Origin of the sequence: Spongiibacter sp. UBA1325, from assembly GCF_002306875.1 — a bacterium.
GTDB lineage: Bacteria > Pseudomonadota > Gammaproteobacteria > Pseudomonadales > Spongiibacteraceae > Spongiibacter > Spongiibacter marinus.
Genome location: NZ_DBTD01000010.1, coordinates 785876 through 802334, shown reverse-complemented (window position 1 = coordinate 802334; position 16459 = coordinate 785876). Strand labels below are relative to the sequence as shown.

General features: G+C 56.6%; 14 protein-coding genes. 9 read left to right on the top strand and 5 right to left on the bottom strand.

Features of this window, described 5'->3' with window-relative positions:
* The first annotated feature begins 13 nt into the window (after positions 1-13).
* Both B3K78_RS15640 and B3K78_RS15635 read left to right on the top strand, forming a co-directional pair.
* Entirely contained in the window at positions 14-1120 is a 1107-nt protein-coding gene (locus B3K78_RS15640) for a hypothetical protein (RefSeq protein WP_286696169.1), read from the top strand.
* A complete protein-coding gene (locus B3K78_RS15635) occupies positions 1117-2184 on the top strand; it encodes a HupE/UreJ family protein (RefSeq protein ID WP_286696168.1) in 1068 nt (355 codons plus the stop codon). The genes B3K78_RS15640 and B3K78_RS15635 overlap by 4 nt, the downstream gene beginning before the upstream one ends.
* A 9-nt stretch (positions 2185-2193) precedes the next feature.
* Here the strand turns inward: B3K78_RS15635 and B3K78_RS15630 are convergent, their stop codons facing one another.
* Complete coding sequence (locus B3K78_RS15630) at positions 2194-2640, bottom strand: DUF4124 domain-containing protein (protein WP_286696167.1); 447 nt, start codon at positions 2638-2640, stop codon at positions 2194-2196.
* A 496-nt stretch (positions 2641-3136) separates the two neighbouring features.
* Between B3K78_RS15630 and B3K78_RS15625 the strand changes: the two genes are divergently transcribed.
* Together B3K78_RS15625 and ilvN are read left to right on the top strand one after the other, a co-directional pair.
* Positions 3137-4885, top strand: coding sequence for an acetolactate synthase 3 large subunit (locus tag B3K78_RS15625; RefSeq protein ID WP_027874222.1), 1749 nt, complete (start codon positions 3137-3139; stop codon positions 4883-4885).
* Positions 4885-5376, top strand: a complete 492-nt coding sequence (gene ilvN / locus B3K78_RS15620) for an acetolactate synthase small subunit (RefSeq protein WP_022959484.1) — start codon at positions 4885-4887, stop codon at positions 5374-5376. The genes B3K78_RS15625 and ilvN overlap by 1 nt, the downstream gene beginning before the upstream one ends.
* Positions 5377-5433: 57 nt before the next feature.
* Here ilvN and B3K78_RS15615 read toward each other — a convergent pair whose 3' ends face one another.
* Positions 5434-5790 carry a nuclear transport factor 2 family protein gene (locus B3K78_RS15615; protein WP_027874224.1) on the bottom strand — a complete coding sequence of 119 codons (357 nt, stop codon included), beginning with the start codon at positions 5788-5790 and terminating at the stop codon, positions 5434-5436.
* A gap of 98 nt (positions 5791-5888) precedes the next feature.
* The gene (locus tag B3K78_RS15610; RefSeq protein ID WP_286696166.1) at positions 5889-6773 is read right to left on the bottom strand and encodes a LysR family transcriptional regulator; all 885 of its coding nucleotides are present in this window, start codon (positions 6771-6773) and stop codon (positions 5889-5891) included.
* A 137-nt stretch (positions 6774-6910) separates the two neighbouring features.
* Here B3K78_RS15610 and B3K78_RS15605 point away from each other — a divergent pair, with 137 nt between their 5' ends.
* The 4 genes from B3K78_RS15605 to trxC all read left to right on the top strand — a co-directional run bounded on the left by B3K78_RS15605 (position 6911) and on the right by trxC (position 9467).
* The gene (locus tag B3K78_RS15605; protein ID WP_286696165.1) at positions 6911-7177 is read left to right on the top strand and encodes a DUF2798 domain-containing protein; all 267 of its coding nucleotides are present in this window, start codon (positions 6911-6913) and stop codon (positions 7175-7177) included.
* A 39-nt stretch (positions 7178-7216) separates the two neighbouring features.
* Complete coding sequence (gene tmpT / locus B3K78_RS15600; protein ID WP_286696164.1) at positions 7217-7852, top strand: thiopurine S-methyltransferase; 636 nt, start codon at positions 7217-7219, stop codon at positions 7850-7852.
* A 42-nt stretch (positions 7853-7894) separates the two neighbouring features.
* A complete protein-coding gene (locus B3K78_RS15595; protein ID WP_286696163.1) occupies positions 7895-8962 on the top strand; it encodes an alpha/beta fold hydrolase in 1068 nt (355 codons plus the stop codon).
* 61 nt (positions 8963-9023) lie between these two features.
* On the top strand, positions 9024-9467 hold the full coding sequence (trxC, locus tag B3K78_RS15590; protein ID WP_286696162.1) for a thioredoxin TrxC: 444 nt from the start codon (positions 9024-9026) through the stop codon (positions 9465-9467).
* Positions 9468-9494: 27 nt separating this feature from the next.
* Here the strand turns inward: trxC and B3K78_RS15585 are convergent, their stop codons facing one another.
* Together B3K78_RS15585 and rapA are read right to left on the bottom strand one after the other, a co-directional pair.
* Positions 9495-9764: a hypothetical protein gene (locus B3K78_RS15585; RefSeq protein ID WP_027874226.1), complete on the bottom strand. Its 270-nt coding sequence runs from the start codon at positions 9762-9764 to the stop codon at positions 9495-9497.
* 24 nt (positions 9765-9788) lie between these two features.
* On the bottom strand, positions 9789-12662 hold the full coding sequence (gene rapA, locus B3K78_RS15580) for an RNA polymerase-associated protein RapA (RefSeq protein WP_286696161.1): 2874 nt from the start codon (positions 12660-12662) through the stop codon (positions 9789-9791).
* A gap of 197 nt (positions 12663-12859) precedes the next feature.
* Here rapA and B3K78_RS15575 point away from each other — a divergent pair, with 197 nt between their 5' ends.
* The gene (locus tag B3K78_RS15575) at positions 12860-16411 is read left to right on the top strand and encodes a PAS domain-containing hybrid sensor histidine kinase/response regulator (protein ID WP_286696160.1); all 3552 of its coding nucleotides are present in this window, start codon (positions 12860-12862) and stop codon (positions 16409-16411) included.
* Positions 16412-16459 lie beyond the last annotated feature (48 nt).

Genomic DNA, 16459 nt, shown 5'->3' with positions numbered 1-16459 from the left:
TTGAGTAAATAATATGAAAGGACTCATCCTTACCGCTTTTATCGGCTTTTTTAGCGCGAGTATATACGCCTTCCCCCCCGCGTCCTGGCCCGCGCCGAGTACCGAACTAATCACCGTTGAGGCTAAGACTGAGTCTGTGGATAGTGCAGATCGACCGCCTGCAGAGCAGCTGGCTCAGGTGCAAGATTATCTTCAGCAATACCGGCGTGAGGGTAACCCCCGGCGATTGGGCGAGGCCAGCGGCGTATTAGCCAAATTAGAGCCGCCTACGACTCTTTCTCCTCTTCTGAAATGGCGGTTTCACTTTTTAACGGCTCAAATTGCTGAGAGCCTTCACAAGTTTGACGAGGCCCAGCGAGGTCTCGAAAGTGCATGGCAAGTGCTTAGCAATGCAGGCGAGGCTGAAGTCGATGGCCCCTACGAGCAAACGCTGCTTTCCCTCATGAATTTGGCCGTTGTGCGAGGTGAATACAACGCTGCGAAATCGCACTGTGAGAAACTGGGCGTCGTCAGTCCAACGTTGTATTCCCAAGCATGCCGCGAATACTTGCGCGGTCTCACCAGTGATATTGAGCAAGCTTTCGAGGCGCTGCAAGGTCTCGTAAGAGCAAAAATGCTGCAAGGCACAGGCCCTGGATTACACTGGTCATTGGTCAGCCTGGCTGACTTGGCTGACCGGGGGCGCCGTGCAGATGCGCTCTCGCTATGGCGCTCCGCCGCTGCGCTGTCGCCAGGTGATCAATACGTGCGTGATCGTTTTTGCCTTGCGGCATTGCAGCAGCGTGAGTACGCGTTGGTACTGGATATCAGCGAGGGAGCGCTCTCAGATGGCGTACTCACTTGTCGCGCAGTCGCGCTAAAAAGTCTGGCAGCAACCAACGCAGTGGATCACAAAAAGCAGTATTTACAGCTCAAGGAAGAACTCCTCGAAAAGTTTGAGGATGCTCAGTGGCGCGGGGAGCGGCTCCACAAGCGTGCTTATGCGCACTTTTTGCTCGATGTTGTAGACAAGCCGCAACTGGCTTTGCGTGTTGCTAGCAGTAATTGGCAAGAGCAGCGCGAATGGCCGGACGAGCAGTTACTGGCGCGCAGTCGGTCGGCAGAGGGAGCACAACAATGAGTCGGTGGTTTGCTCTCTTTCTTTGCTTTGCCAGTACCAGCTTATTTGCGCATAAAAATAGTGACAGTTATCTGTATATCGCTTCGGAGCAATGGCGGCTCGATATTGCTGTGGAAGATCTGCAGCGAACCTACGATCTAGATACAAATCCGGTGGATGGACGGGTGACAGCCAAGGAGCTTCGCGGTGCGGCGATGGGGCTTGAGGCGTCTGTTCTAGAAGGTATACGTGTAACGCGGGAAGGTGGCGATTGCCCCCTCAAATTACAACGCCTGGGCGTAGCGAGCCACAGTGGCGAGTACTATGCAGCATGGGAGCTTAAGTCACCTTGTTTTGCTGAACCGGACAGGCTGACGCTGAATTACGACTTGCTCTTTGATGTCGATCCACTTCACAGGCTGCTCTACCGCAATGATGTGGCAGAGCAGCCGCTGCTCGGTGTACTGACACCTTCCGAAAGAACCTTGGCTTTGCAGTCTCATGGGCCCTGGGCGACCGTAACCGCCTTCTTCAAGGAAGGTGTCCTGCATATGGTGTTGGGCTACGACCACCTTCTTTTCTTGTTGGCTTTGCTATTGCCTCTGGTAAGGGCATCCTCCTCAGATGAGTCGCTTAGACCGTTGCTATGGCGCTGCGCAGGCGTTGTGACGGCTTTTACGGTATCTCACAGTATTACGTTAACTGCAGCAACCCTGGGTTGGTGGCAGCTACCCATTCAGCCTGTCGAAATAGTCATCGCGCTATCAATAAGCGTTGCGGCGTTGGCCGCCTTGGTCGGCGAACGCCACCGGTTTCAATGGCAGCTGGCGGGGGTGTTTGGGCTCATTCACGGCTTTGGCTTTGCCAGTATGTTGGCCGGATTAATGGATGAGGGCAGCAGTGCGGTTCTGGCATTAGCCAGTTTCAATATTGGTGTGGAGGCGGCGCAATTAGTGGTAACGGTGGCTCTGGTACCCCTTCTGGTGTACTGCCAGAAAAAGCCCTTTTATACCCGCTGGGGATATCCCGCTGTATTACTTGCGGTTGCCGCCACAGGATTGTGGTGGGCGTGGCAACGTGTTTAACAGAGCGCGTTATTCGCAGTGCACTTTAATCGCGTCTTGAGCGCGCAGTTTTTGCACTTCAATCTCTTCCGGCGTCAGGTAGCGGACTTCGCCATTCTTCCCGGTTGCGCGAATTCGCGCCCCGGCGGCATTCAGTGATTGCATATTGCTTTTCGCCTGCTGGCAAATTGCCGGGTCCTTGGGCGGAAGCACTTCCATTTTTGCGTCCGGGGCTAAGTCCTGCTCGGACTCAGGTGGGGGCGTTGTTGAATCGTTAGCGCTTTCAGTCGCGGCTGAGCGTTTGCCGGTTTGCGATTCGATAAACTCGTAGGCTTTCCCTACCGGGGGTTTTTGGCTGAAGTGCACCTCGCCCTCTGCATCGGTCCAGCGGTAGTAACCGGACTTGGCCGCAAGGGCGGCGTGGCTGGTCAATAAGCTCACACTTATCAGGGATAAAAACAGCAAATTTCTGCGCATATTCAGCGGCCACAACAACATAATTGATGGGCTGATTATGGCAGATTCTAGCGGGGCCGCAAAAAGCGCTGTCACAAAACCACAAAACAGCCAGATTGCCAGAAAAAACACGGTCTTGGCGCACCCATTGCCTTGACAAAAAACAGGTGAGGTTAAAAAATATACCGTCCTCCCAATTAGGGTGGCGATGGCTGTTTTCCGCGCTGCTTACCTGCGGCCAATATACAGAGTGTGACTAAAGCTGTTGCACTGCTACTCAAGGTAGTTCCATTCACTCTGCAGACACATGACCTGTGTTGCGAGATTGCCCGCTTTGCGTACCCCGCAAAGCAAAGATAGCCGCTAGCAGCGGCATTAGGCGATTCGCCCGAGCACCAGCAAATGTGCTCGGAAGGTATGTGTTTCGGCATCTAGGCGTTCACATTGAGCGTTTCCGGTGGGCAGCCGGAGGCGTGGCGACGGAATTTAAGTTTCAAACTGAAGCGAGGGTCTTTCAGTGGAGTTGTTATCTGGCGGCGAAATGATCGCACGTGCTTTGGAAGACGAAGGTGTTGAGTTCATCTTCGGCTATCCCGGCGGTGCGGTATTACATATTTACGATGCGCTTTTCAAAAGTTGTAAGGTGCCGCATATTCTGGTGCGCCATGAGCAGGCGGCCACCCATGCGGCAGACGGTTATGCCCGTGCCACGGGTAAACCCGGTGTGGTGCTGGTGACATCCGGCCCCGGAGCCACCAATGCCATTACCGGTATTGCCACGGCGTATATGGATTCTATTCCGATGGTGGTACTTTCCGGGCAGGTGATGAGTCACCTGATCGGTGAGGATGCCTTCCAGGAAACCGACATGCTCGGTATTTCGCGGCCGATTGTGAAGCACAGCTTCCAGGTGACGAAAACCGAAGAGATCCCCGAGATGATCAAGAAGGCGTTTTATATCGCCTCCAGCGGTCGCCCCGGGCCGGTTGTTGTGGATCTGCCGAAAGATCTCACCAACCCCCATGACAAGTACGAGTACAACTACCCGAAGAAGGTGAAGCTGCGGTCCTACACGCCGGCGAGCCGTGGGCACAGTGGGCAAATTAAAAAGGCGGCGAGCCTGCTGCTGGCGGCCAAGCGTCCGGTTATTTACGCGGGCGGTGGTGTGGTACAAGGCAATGCCTCACCGCAGCTGCGCGAGTTGGCCCAGGAGTTGAACTTCCCTGTTACCAATACGCTTATGGGCCTTGGTGCCTATCCTGGCAGTGATCGCCAGTTCCTGGGGATGCTCGGGATGCACGGTTTCTATGAAGCCAATAACGCCATGCATCACAGCGATGTGATTCTGGCGGTAGGCGCGCGCTTTGATGACCGGGTGACGAACACCACGAGCAAGTTCTGCCCGGGTGCCAAGATCATTCACATCGATATCGATCCAGCGGCGATCTCTAAAACGGTCAACGCCGATGTTCCCATCGTTGGCCCCGTCGATTCGGTGTTAACTGAATTGATTGCGCTGGTGCGTGAGCTGCGGGCCGAGGAACCGACGCTGCCGGATCAAGATGCGCTGGGTCACTGGTGGAAGCAGATCGACGAGTGGCGTGACCACCACGGCCTGTGGACGGCGCCGCGCTACGATACGACAACGCCCTACATCAAACCTCAGCAGGTTATCGAGACGCTGTGCAAGGTAACCGGTGGCAAGGCCTTTGTGACCTCGGACGTAGGTCAGCACCAAATGTTTGCCGCGCAGTACTACAAGTTCGACGAGCCGCGCCGCTGGATCAACTCCGGTGGTTTGGGAACGATGGGCTTTGGCCTGCCAGCCGCGATGGGTGTTAAGTTGGCCTTCCCGGATGCGGACGTTGCCTGCGTTACCGGCGAGGGCAGTATTCAGATGAATATTCAGGAGCTGTCTACCTGTGCGCAGTACAAGATTCCCGTGAAAATCTTGAACTTGTACAACGGCTACTTGGGCATGGTTAAGCAGTGGCAGGACATGCAGTACGACGGTCGCTACTCAGAAAGTGTCTATGAAGACTCATTGCCAGACTTTATCAAGCTGGCCGAGGCCTACCAGCACTCGGGGGTTAAGGTCACGCAGCTGAGTGATCTGGAAGAGGCGATGAAAGAAGTCTTCGCCCGCAAGAATGAGTTGGTATTCATGGACATTCATGTCGACCCGCACGAGCACGTGTATCCCATGCACGTGGCCCCGAATGGCTCGATGCGCGACATGTGGTTGAACAAAACGGAGCGAACCTAATGCGGCGGATTATTTCAGTACTTATGGAAAATGAGCCCGGCGCACTGTCGCGTGTTGTCGGGCTGTTCTCTCAGCGCGGCTACAACATCGAAACGCTGAATGTGGCGCCGACTGAAGACCCAACGATGTCGCGGCTAACGCTGACAACGATTGGCGACGATCACAAGATCGAGCAGATCACCAAGCATCTCAATCGCTTGGTTGATGTGGTGAAGTTGGTCGATTTGTCAGAGGGTGCGCACATTGAGCGCGAGCTGATGTTGGTGAAAGTGCGGGCGACAGGTGCGCAGCGCGCTGAGATCAAGCGTTGCACTGACATCTTCCGCGGACAGATTGTCGACGTCGGCCCCAGTGTCTACACCATTCAGGTGACCGGCGCAGCGGACAAACTGGACTCCTTCCTGGAGGCTGTTGGCGAAGCTGCCATTATGGAAGTAGTGCGCAGTGGTGTGTCGGGTATTGCCCGCGGCGAGAAAGTGTTGAGTTTGTAGTTGCGACTTGGCCAGTAAAAAAGGCGCCCTTGGGCGCCTTTTTTTCGGTTGGAATGATTAGCTGGCCATATTTTCCGGGCCCCAGAAGGCGCGCATAGACACGACTTTGCCTTCGGCATTAAATTTGAACACATCAATCACATCGATACTCATGCCTGGCCCCTTCACTTGAAAAGGGAAGGCCACTTCGCTGCCTGCACAGCGCGGCGTGCCGCTCAGTTGCAATTTAATCCCTGCGCTGAGTGCGCCCTCATAAAATGCCACAATCGCGTCGATACCATTGTGAATGTCGCTTCCCACGGGGTCTTCGACTGTCGCATCGGCGGCGTAGAGTTCTTTAATAATGTTGATGTCCGCCGTTTCAAAGGCATCGACATAGCGCTGCACGGCATTCAGTTTATCTTGGACTTCCATAGTGGGCTCCTGTCAGTGATTCGCCCAGTATAATGATGGCCTCTCGGCACCGTAATGACGAATACGGTCAAGGCATTGCCGATGGCGTGCAGCGTGTTTCAGGACAAGTGGCGCGCGATGTATTCAGCCATATAGTCACGCAGGCACTTCGCCTTGGCGCTCAATAGACGGCCGCTTGGCCACACCGCAAAGAGCTCCCGCGGCTCCCCCTGCCACTGGCGCAGGACTTGCACCAGCTGCCCGGAGTCGAGCTCGGGTTTCACCTCGCTGAGCGGCAGCAATGTGATCCCCTGCGCGTCGACAGCCATGTATTTGGCGAAAGTGGTGTCGTTAAACTGAGCGACAAAACGCGGGAGGATTTCCTGAAGGTTCCCTGTCTCAACGTGGCGCAGTGTCCATTTGCTGGAAATGGTGGTGCCGACTAAACGGTGGTCTTTCAATTCGCTGGGGTGCTGGGGCTCGCCGGCCTTGTTCAGGTAGCTGGCTGCCGCCACTACCACCTTATCGATCTGCCCCAGTTTCTTTTGATACAGCGACGAGTCAGCTTGAGGGCCGATGCGCAGGGCGATATCTGCCTTGGTTTTAATCATATCCTGCAGCTGGTTGCTCAGTTGCAGCTCGAGCTGAATGTCGGGGTAGGCGCGGGTAAAGCCCAGCCACATGGGGCGCAGTGTGCCGTGAGAAATATTGCTTGGCGCGAGGACTCGCAACTTTCCGCGCAGCTGTTGCATGTCACTGCGCAGCTGCTGACGTGTTTGGTCAAATTGTTCGATTAATTCGGCGTAGGCGTGGTATAGCGCCTCGCCGTCGACGGTGAGCACGCATTGGCGGGCTGAACGCTGCAGCAATTTATACCCCAGCTGGTATTCCAATTTTTGCAGTCGGCGGGTCACCGTGGCTGGCGGTAGCCCCAGATGCTTGGCTGCATTGCTGAGGCCGCCCTGCTGAGCGATATGGATAAAAATTGCGATATCGTCATACATATATAATTTCAAATATGAAATATAAGCTTATTAAACTTCGTATAGTTCCTTAAATGGTAGCTGTCTTATCATAGGCGTTATGCCCTTGTTGGGCAAAAAAATCTACGCTGAGCAACCTGCTCGCAAAGGAGGACGCCGTGATACCGCAACAATACGCTGGCTATGTATTTGCTTTTTTTATGTCTTTTATCATGTCAGGGGTGATGTCGCTGTTTATTTCCCTGATCAATATTGGCGCGGTCGACGGTATTGTCGGTATTTGGCTGCGCGCCTGGGCGTTGGCATTTACGGTGGCTTTTCCCACGGTAACGGCGGTGTCACCGTTGGTTCGCCGCCTGGTGGTAATCTGTGTTGAAGCACCAAAATCTGAGGCGAATCCCGGTGGTGTGCCGGGGTCAAATTGATAGCGCGGTAGTCGCCGCGCGCGTGGAAGAGGTAGGGAAATGGACGCGGAGTTTTGGCACAAAAAATGGGCGGATAAAGATATCGCTTTTCATACGTCGGGGGCGAACCCGATGCTGGAGCGTTATTTCTCTGCCTTGGCCCTGAGCAGAGGAGCGCGTATTTTTCTGCCCCTGTGCGGGAAAACACGTGATATTGCGTGGCTTCGACAGCAGGGGATGCACGTCGCTGGTGCTGAATTAAGTCGCATTGCCGTCGAAGAATTATTCAGTGAGCTAGGTGAAACCCCGGTGATCTCCGAGCTCGGTGAGCTCAGCGTCTATGCGGCCGACGGGTTGGACATCTACTTGGGCGACATCTTTGCGTTAACAGCGCCTTTACTAGGAGCAGTTGATGCCATTTATGATCGAGCCGCACTGGTCGCTCTGCCAGCAGAAATGCGCGAGAACTATACACAACACCTCATTCAAATGACCGATGCGGCCCCGCAGTTATTGGTGAATTATGACTACCAGCAAAGCGCGATGCCGGGGCCGCCATTCGCCATTAGTGACGACGAGCTAAATAGGCACTACGCGCAGCGCTATACCCTTGAGCCATTGTACTGCGAGTCGGTGCCTGGAGGACTCAAGGGGCAGTGCCCCGCACAGGAGAAAGTCTGGCTGTTGACTCCTTGAGGTTGGGGCGGATGGTAAACGCTGCAACCAGAGGATAATGTTATGGCCGGCATGCGCCAGCAACGGGTCGAGGTTAACGGGATTCACTTACACATTCGGTGTCAGGGAGAAGGCCCCTGGGTTGTGCTTTGCCATGGGTATCCCGGTCATTGGTCAAACTGGCGCAGCCAAATGCAGGTTCTGGCCGATGCTGGTTATACCGCTGTGGTGCCCGATATGCGCGGCTACGGTCAGAGCAGCCGCCCAGATGACGTCTCGGCCTATAACATGAACCAGCAGATTGGCGATATGTGCGGCTTGCTGGATGCGTTTGGTATTCAACAAGCGGTGTTTGTCGGGCAGGATTTTGGTGCATCACTGGTGTGGAATCTCGCCCTCCGGCAGCCCGAGCGCGTTCGGGCTGTGGTCGGTATTAGCGTGCCCTTTGATCACGATTACTACGGCCGCAGCTGTATGGGGCATTTGCCTGACGCGCAACTGCAGGCGCTCAATGCCGACTCCCTGCTGGTGGCATCGCCACTACATCCGCCCAGTGTGGGTTTTGCTGCAATTGCAGAGCAGCAATTTTTACACGCGCAGTATTTTCAGCGCCCCGGTGTGGCCGATCGCGAGCTCGGCCATAATGCCAGCGAATTTTTACGCCGCATATACTGGGCGTTAAGCGCTGAGGGCAGCCTCGGCGATTGGGCGAGCTTCCCCTCCCAGGACACTGCATATCTGGATGTGCTGCCACCGGCACCGAGCTTGCCGTGGCCGTGGATGAGTGAGGACGATATGGCGGTCATCGTCGACGATTATTTGCGCGCCGGTGCCGATAACGCCTTCAGTGGTGCCTTGGCAAGCTACCGGGTGGCCGACGAAAATTGGCACATCGGCGCGGCCTACGCTGCGCAGAATATTACCGTACCTGCACTTTTTATTGCCGGTGAATCCGACCCCGTGGTGGCCTCGTTAGATGATGAGATGGTCGCGAGAATGCGTCAGCGTATTCCCGATTTGCAGCCACTTGTTCTGGTGCCGGATGCCGGTCACTTCGTCCAATTGGAAAAGCCAGAGCCAGTAAACAGCGCCATTAGCGCGTTTTTAACCTTGCTCGCGGCAGGGGCGTGAGCCACTTGAAATCCGGTTTTTCGTCCCGATAACTACTGTTGTGGATGTAAGAGGAATTGTCGTGACGGCGAGCCAACAACTGCCATGCCCTGCGTGCGGGGCGATCAATCGTATACCCGACAGTCGTTTAGATGACGGTCCGGTATGCGGAAAATGCCGTGCGCCATTATTAGATGGACAGGTCGTCACGGCGGACAGCGCAACCCTGCAGCGCTTTGGACAGCACAGTAGCCAGCCGGTAGTTGTGGATTTTTGGGCGCCGTGGTGCGGCCCCTGCAAAAGTTTCGCGCCGGTGTATAGCAGCGTTGCTGCAGAAGAAGCGACGCGTGCGCGCTTTCTGAAGGTGGATACACAGGCCCAGCCGCAGGCAGCGGCAGCCTATCAAATTCGCTCCATTCCCACGTTGGTCGTGTTTCACCAGGGGCGAGAAATCGCTCGCCTGTCAGGCGCTTTGCCGAAGGCCCAATTTCAGCAGTGGCTGCGCCAGCATGTGCCCGCGGCGTAGCGTGGGCGACGACTTTTTCGCGGTAAATCAGTGGGCGCTGAAGGCCTGCACGCAGTAGCCCTTGTTAATGGCCTCTTGAACTTGCGGGTCCTTCTCCAAGGCGGCGTCGACCTTAATCTGCCTGCGTTTAAGCACCTTTACGTCGCGAAAGCCCTCGCGCATCACAAATAGGGTTGCGAGCTGCTCTGCGCCAAACAGGTCTTTAAAGTCGATGTAGACAATAAAGGGCACTTCCTCGTCTTTTTTAAACTCACCTTGGTCCTTGCGTGAGCTGGCGTTCATGGAAAAAAGAAACATCGGCGCTCTCCTGTCGGTGGCAACTTAGCTGATAATGGCCAGTCGCAGCGCGTGGGTATTTAGCCGTAAGGCCCCGAGATGAGTACGGCCCTGTTCGGTTTCACTATCGAAGCGCTGCACGGCCTGCTCGTCAATGTCTGGATTGCGCTCGGCAAGTGCCAGTAGTCTCGCGCGCTCACTGCTGCGCGCCTGCTCGTAGGCGGTTAGAGCCTGCTCACGCCACTGACTTTCCAGCTGTTTGGCAATGCCCTCCACGTTGTTTAGCAACGCGGTTAAGGGCTCGCGGATTTGCCGCATTAACGCCGGCACCAGGCCTTTCTTAACGTGTTGGCAGAGGCTGTTGAGTTGGGCGTGGCTGACCTTGTCACTGAGTTGCCGACCCTGAGTATCCAGCAATATCCGCTCACTCTGGGCGGGCAGGAAGCGATCGAGTGCCAATGCCGCAGGGGCTTGCAGCGAAGGGTTAAAGAAGGTTTCCAGCAGCATACTGCCGGCGGGTAAGCCCTTCACCGCGAGAGTGCACATTGTGGCACTGCCGAAATCGCCGTTGGCGATCAGCTCCATGGCATCGCGCAGTAGCGGGTGCTCCCAGGTGAGAAACGCCATGTCCTCGCGGCTCAACGCGCGACGTCGGTCGAAAGTGCCGGTCAGGCCTTCCTCGGGTAACTGTGGGAAAGCATCGCTGAGCATATGATCGCCGGGCCGAAGGATAATAGCCTGGTCACTGTGGTCTTCGTGCTCAAGGCCAAACTGGTCAGCCAGTTGTTCCAGGTAGGTGGCCAGCTCCTCGCTGCGTTGCTCTTCAGCCACTTGGGCTACCAGCGCGTCAGCCTGGTCGCGGCGGCAGGAATTTAATTCCAGCAGTTGATTGCGACCAGAGTGCAGCTCAGCGCGCAGGCTTGCTGCGGTGTTTGCCGCTTCTGACAGCAGGGCATCGACGGCTTCGGTGGAATCTTCCAGCGCCGCGACCAGCTGGCTTTCATAGCGCTGCATCATGGCGCTACCGATGGTGCATGGTTCGGTAAATATGGCCATGGCGTCGCGATACCAGTTCAGCAGCGCTTGCTGTGCACTGCCGCTGTAGTAGGGCACATGAATATTGACATCCCCTTGGCGGCCAATGCGGTCCAGACGACCAATACGCTGCTCCAGCAGGTCCGGGTTCAGCGGGAGATCGAATAGAACGAGGTGTTCGGCAAACTGAAAGTTGCGGCCCTCGCTGCCGATTTCGCTGCATACCAAAAGCTGAGCGCCGTCGTCGGGATCGGCAAAGTAGGCCGCCGCGCGGTCGCGCTCCATCAGGCTCATTTCTTCGTGGAATACCGCACTGGCAATACCGCGGCGCAACCGCATGTAGAGCTCGAGCTCGCGGGCAGTATTGGTATCGGCGCAAATCAGCAAGCAGCGAGCGTCGGGCTGGGCGAGGAGGAATTTCTCCAGCCACTGCACGCGAGGGTCGATGTCCGGCCAGTCATCTCCGAGCAGCGGTTCAGGGTGCAGGCGGTCGTGCAGCGGCAGCTCATCGGCCGCTGCGGTATAGAGTGCAGGGGCCGACAACGGGTGCTCGTGCAGGGCCCGGGCGGGGAAACCACCCACTGAGGCGCGGCTGTTGCGAAACAAACTGCGGCCGGTGCCGAATCGATCAAGCAGTGCATCGACGACCGCCTGGCGATGGCTCTGCGGGTCATTGGCGAAAGCGGTGAGTAAGTCGCTATCCAGGTAGGAGCGCAACGCGTCTTGTAAGCCGCTGTCGGCATCCTTGTCGCGCACCCGATTAATCAGCTCGCTAATGTCTGTGTAGTCGCGCTGCTCGTCGCGAAAGGCCTGCAGGTCGTTGTAGCGCTCTGGGTCAAGCAGGCGCAGGCGCGCGAAGTGGCCGTCGATACCAGCGTTCTCTGGGGTTGCCGTCAGTAGCAGCACAGAGGGGGTGGCGCTGCAGAGGGTTTCCAGCATGGCGTAGCCCGGTGTTTGCTCGCCGGTCTCCTGCCATTGCAGGTGGTGGGCCTCGTCAACTATCAGCGTATCCCAACCCGCGGCTTCAAGTTGGCTCACCCGACGAGGGTGGCTGGCCAGCCAGTCGATTGATGCGATCAGCAGCTGCTCGCTTTCAAAGGGGTTTTGCTCGCGGGCTTTTTCTTCTTCCTCGTCAAAAAACACGCTGTCGGCGTCGTCGCGATACGGGTCGATTTCCCGGCATCGGGCCTCGTCAAAAATACTGAAGTTCAGATTAAAACGGCGGCGCATTTCCACCAGCCACTGGTGAACCAGGCTGTCGGGCACCAAAATCAATACCCGCTGAATGCGCTCTTCCAGCAGCTGTTGGTGAAGAATAAGGCCAGCTTCGATGGTTTTGCCCAGGCCGACTTCGTCTGCCAGCAGCACGCGTGGCTGGTGTCGCTGGGCGACGTTGCGGGCAATATAGAACTGATGGGGAAGTAACTCGACGCGCGGGCCGAGCAACCCTCGGCTGTGATTGGCGCGGGCGCGATTGCGTTGTTCAAGCGTGCTTACGCGCAACTCGTAGCGTTTGGTGTGGTCGAGCTGTCCGGCCAGTAGGCGGTCACGCGCGCTGTGAAGTTGAATTTGCGCGCTGAGGATTTGCTCCGGAATGGGCTGCAGTTCGCCGTTGCTGTCGGCGGCAAAATATACCAGGCAGCCATTGTGTTCCTGAACGTCTTCAACCGTCATTGGCGGCAGTTCGGGCACATTGATTTCATCGCCAGGCTGAAACTGCACGCGCGACAGCGGCGCGCGATCCGCAGCGTAGGTACGCTCTTCCTCGGCGGCGGGGAAGGCGATCACCACCCGGCGGTTAGCTGCTTCAAGAATGATGCCGAGGCCAAGGTCTGGCTCGGGGGTACTAATCCAGCGTTGGCCGGGATAAAAAGTCTCTGGCATAACGGGCTTTGGTCTAGTCTCGTCGGGCGATTTTCGGGCAGGCATCTTACGCGTCGCAGCCGCTGAGGGGAAGGCTTGGCGTCCCGGGGAAGTCGGGAATAGGGCCACTTTTCGGCCATAGACTTTAGTCGCATGCACAGCTGTAAACGCTGGGGTAGACTGGGCCGTCGACAGCAATAACGAATAAGAGGCATACAGTGCCAGCAAATCAGTGGGTCATGCTACTGGCCTTTCTCTATTTTGGGGTGTTGTTTTTCATCGCTTGGTGGGCTGACCGCCGCGCCGAATGGCCGCGTCGTTTTCGACCGTTAATTTACAGCTTGTCTCTCGCGGTATATTGCAGCTCCTGGACCTTTTTCGGTGCCGTGGGCGAGGCCGTGGAGAGTGGCTGGGGCTTTTTGCCAATTTACCTCGGGCCAATTTTGTTGTTTGTGGTTGGCTGGCCGTTTTTGCGTCGCCTGTCGGTGATGAGTACCCGCAATCGGGTAACGTCGATTGCCGACTTCATGGGCTCGCGCTACGGCAAGAACCAACTGTTGGCCGCGCTGGTGACCTTTCTGGCGGTATTGGGGAGCCTGCCGTATATCGCCCTGCAATTGAAGGCGATTACTCAGGCGTGGACCAGTGTAAAGCACTTGTGGGACCAGCGCGCCGAAGATGTGGGCTCGCAGAGCTTTACCGGCGAGATGTTTGGCACGGTGTCATTTGTCGACCCCGGGAGCACCAGCTTTATCGCGGCGTTAATACTTGTGCTGTTTACCGTTGCATTTGGTACGCGCGTTGTCGAGAAGCGGCAGCGACATCGCGGCTTAATGGCGGCGGTAGCGATTGAGTCCATCGTTAAGCTGGCGGCATTTGTCATGGTAGGGGTATTTGCGCTGGGCTTGCTGTGGAGCAGTGACTCGGCCCCATTACACTGGGGGCATTTTTCGCAATTACCGGATCTGACCAACTTTTTTACGCAGATGCTGTTGGCTGTGGCGGCAATTGTTTGCCTGCCCCGCCAGTTTCACGTGATGGTTGTCGAGCACCACAGCCGCCGTGATATGCGCCTGGCTCGGTGGATTTTTCCTCTGTATTTGCTCGCCTTTTGCGCAATGATCGCACCCATTGCGATCGCGGGAATGAGCTTGCTGCCCAGTGTGGGCACCGCCGACATGTTGGTGGTTTCGCTGCCATTGCATATGGGGAACAACCAGCTGGCGGTTATCGCGCTGCTAGGCGGGATGTCAGCCGCTACCGGCATGGTGATTGTCGCCTGTGTGACTTTGTCGGTAATGGTCTGTAATGAATGGCTGGTGCCACTCTGGCAGCGCTTTCGTCAGGGGCACGAGATCAACGCTCGGTGGTTGCAGCAAGTGCGGCGCATTGCCATTGCGGCGGTACTGTTTGCTGCCTGGCTGCTGGAGCAGCAGCTCAGTGCTCACGGCGGCCTCGCTTCACTTGGTTTGTTGTCGTTCGCCGCCGCAGCGCAGCTGTTGCCCGGTATTATCGGTGCCCTGTACTGGAATCGGGGGCATGCCAAGGGGGTAGTGGTTGGCCTGCTAGCCGGTGGCTTTTTATGGGCCTACACGCTACTACTGCCGGCGGTGCTGGGGCAGGACCACAGTTTGGTGAGCAGCGGCCCGATGGGCTGGCAATGGCTGCGTCCGGAAGCGCTGATGGGCTTTGATTTTGGTGACGCGCTGAGTCACGGCGTGTTTTGGAGTCTGGCCGTCAACAGTTTGCTAATGGTGCTGATCTCCCGGCGCTGTCGTTTTAGCAGCATCGATATGCGTCAGGCACGCAGTTTTACCGAGGTGCGGGTCGAGCGCCGCCAATTACAAGCGGAGTTGGAACTCACTGATATCGATGCCTGGCAGCTTCACCGCCTGTTAGTGCCGCTACTCGGAGACGGGCGCAGCGAGCGAATGTGGCAGCGCTTTGAGCAGCGACTGGGCCATCGCCTATTGCCGAGTGACCGCGTTCCGCGCTTTGTTATTAAAGATGTCGAAGAGTCGCTGGCTTCGATTGTCGGCGCGGTGTCGGCGCACCGAACACTGGAGCTGCTGGCCAAGCGCAAGCCGCTGGATATCGATGAATTTGTGTCGCTGATCGGGACGACCTCGCGGCAAATTCAGTTTGGTCAGGATCTGCTGCAAATCACGCTAGAGACTATCCCACAAGGGGTTAGCGTGGTTGACGGTAACCTCAACCTGGTCGCCTGGAACCAGCGCTATGTCGATCTGTTTAATTTTCCTGAGCGCCTGCTTTATGTCGGTTGCCCAATTGCCAAGATCTACCAATACAATGCCGAGCGCGGTTATTTGCACGATGCCGATAGCGATGTTGATGCGGCGATTCGGCGGCGCCTGGGGCTGCTGCAGGGGGCAAAACCCTATCGCCTGGAGCGCCTGCTACCCAATGGTCTGGTCATTGAAATTTGCGGGACTCCGATGGCGAATGGTGGCTATGTAACCACCTATACCGATATCAGCGAGTACCGGCGAATCTTTAACGAGCTGGAAGCCGCCAAGTCACAATTGGAGGAAAGGGTGGCAGCTCGAACCTCCGAGCTAGAGACCGTGAATCAGTCCCTGGAAGAGGAAAACGCCACGCGAGCGCGCATTGAGCGGGAATTGAATACCGTTTACGCCAGTAAAAATCGCTTTTTGGCATCGGCCAGTCACGACCTATTGCAACCCATCAATGCTGCCAGGCTTTTCACCGCCGCGCTGTCGGGCAAAGTGGAAGAGCAGGCGGCTGGCGCCAGTTCGCTAAGCAGCGATGTGAAACACATTGACGAAGCACTGGCTGGCGCGGAAACCCTGATCACCTCCCTGCGCGAAATTGCGCGCCTGGACTCCGGGAGAATGCAGCCCCAGCTTGAAAGCTTTGCCATACAGTCATTGCTCGACACCATGGGCCGTGAGTTTTCGGTGATTGCTCAGCGCAGCGGCCTGACGTTGCGCGTTGCACCCTGTTCGCTTTGGGTTCGCAGTGACCGCCACTTACTGCGCCGGGTAGTGCAAAATCTACTTAGTAATGCCCTGCGATACACCCCGCAGGGCACGGTGTTATTGGGTTGTCGGCGACAGGGAGAGCAACTGAGTATTCAGGTGCTCGATACCGGACCGGGTATTGCCGAGCAGGATCAGCAACGTATTTTTGACGAGTTTGAGCGCGCAAACGACGCCGCTCACCGTGAAACTGAAGCTGGCCTGGGACTGGGTTTATCGATTGTTCGCCGTATTAGTAGCCTGCTAGGGCATGACTTGCGCATGGTTTCTGTTCCGGGGCGCGGCACGGTGTTCTCTATCACGGTGCCTATCGTCAATGCGGTTGCCGCGAGCGAAGCTGCTACGGTCGCCGAAGAGGCCCTGCAGTCAGAACTCGCGGGGCTAACGGTGCTGTGTGTGGACAATGAAGCGGCGATTCGCGCGGGAATGCAGAGCCTGCTGGCGCAGTGGCAGTGCCGCGTATTTGCCGGAGCATCGCTTAGCGATGTATTGAGTCAGTGGCCGCTGGATACGCCGCCCGATATTGTGCTGGCAGACTATCACTTGGACGGCGGTGAGACGGGGCTAGAGTTATTGCAAACCCTGAGCTATCACTGGGGCAAGTCGCTCCCGGCAATTGTTATCAGTGCCGACAACAGTGATGGGGTTCGCCGGTCGGTCATTGATGCGGGCTATCGCTTCCTTGCTAAGCCCGTTAAGCCGGCGGCGCTGCGTGGCTTAATGCGTAAAATGGCGAGGGGGCTGAGTTAGCGCATATAGGATATTTTGCGACATAGTTGCTGTGTCATAAAAACGTCG

Excerpts from the sequence above, each read along its gene's own strand:
- B3K78_RS15640 (WP_286696169.1), top strand. The coding sequence starts at position 14 with ATGAAAGGACTCATCCTTACCGCTTTTATCGGCTTTTTTAGCGCGAGT.
- B3K78_RS15635 (WP_286696168.1), top strand. The coding sequence starts at position 1,117 with ATGAGTCGGTGGTTTGCTCTCTTTCTTTGCTTTGCCAGTACCAGCTTA.
- B3K78_RS15630 (WP_286696167.1), bottom strand. The coding sequence starts at position 2,640 with ATGCGCAGAAATTTGCTGTTTTTATCCCTGATAAGTGTGAGCTTATTG.
- ilvN (WP_022959484.1), top strand. The coding sequence starts at position 4,885 with ATGCGGCGGATTATTTCAGTACTTATGGAAAATGAGCCCGGCGCACTG.
- B3K78_RS15615 (WP_027874224.1), bottom strand. The coding sequence starts at position 5,790 with ATGGAAGTCCAAGATAAACTGAATGCCGTGCAGCGCTATGTCGATGCC.
- B3K78_RS15610 (WP_286696166.1), bottom strand. The coding sequence starts at position 6,773 with ATGTATGACGATATCGCAATTTTTATCCATATCGCTCAGCAGGGCGGC.
- tmpT (WP_286696164.1), top strand. The coding sequence starts at position 7,217 with ATGGACGCGGAGTTTTGGCACAAAAAATGGGCGGATAAAGATATCGCT.
- B3K78_RS15595 (WP_286696163.1), top strand. The coding sequence starts at position 7,895 with ATGGCCGGCATGCGCCAGCAACGGGTCGAGGTTAACGGGATTCACTTA.
- B3K78_RS15585 (WP_027874226.1), bottom strand. The coding sequence starts at position 9,764 with ATGTTTCTTTTTTCCATGAACGCCAGCTCACGCAAGGACCAAGGTGAG.
- rapA (WP_286696161.1), bottom strand. The coding sequence starts at position 12,662 with ATGCCAGAGACTTTTTATCCCGGCCAACGCTGGATTAGTACCCCCGAG.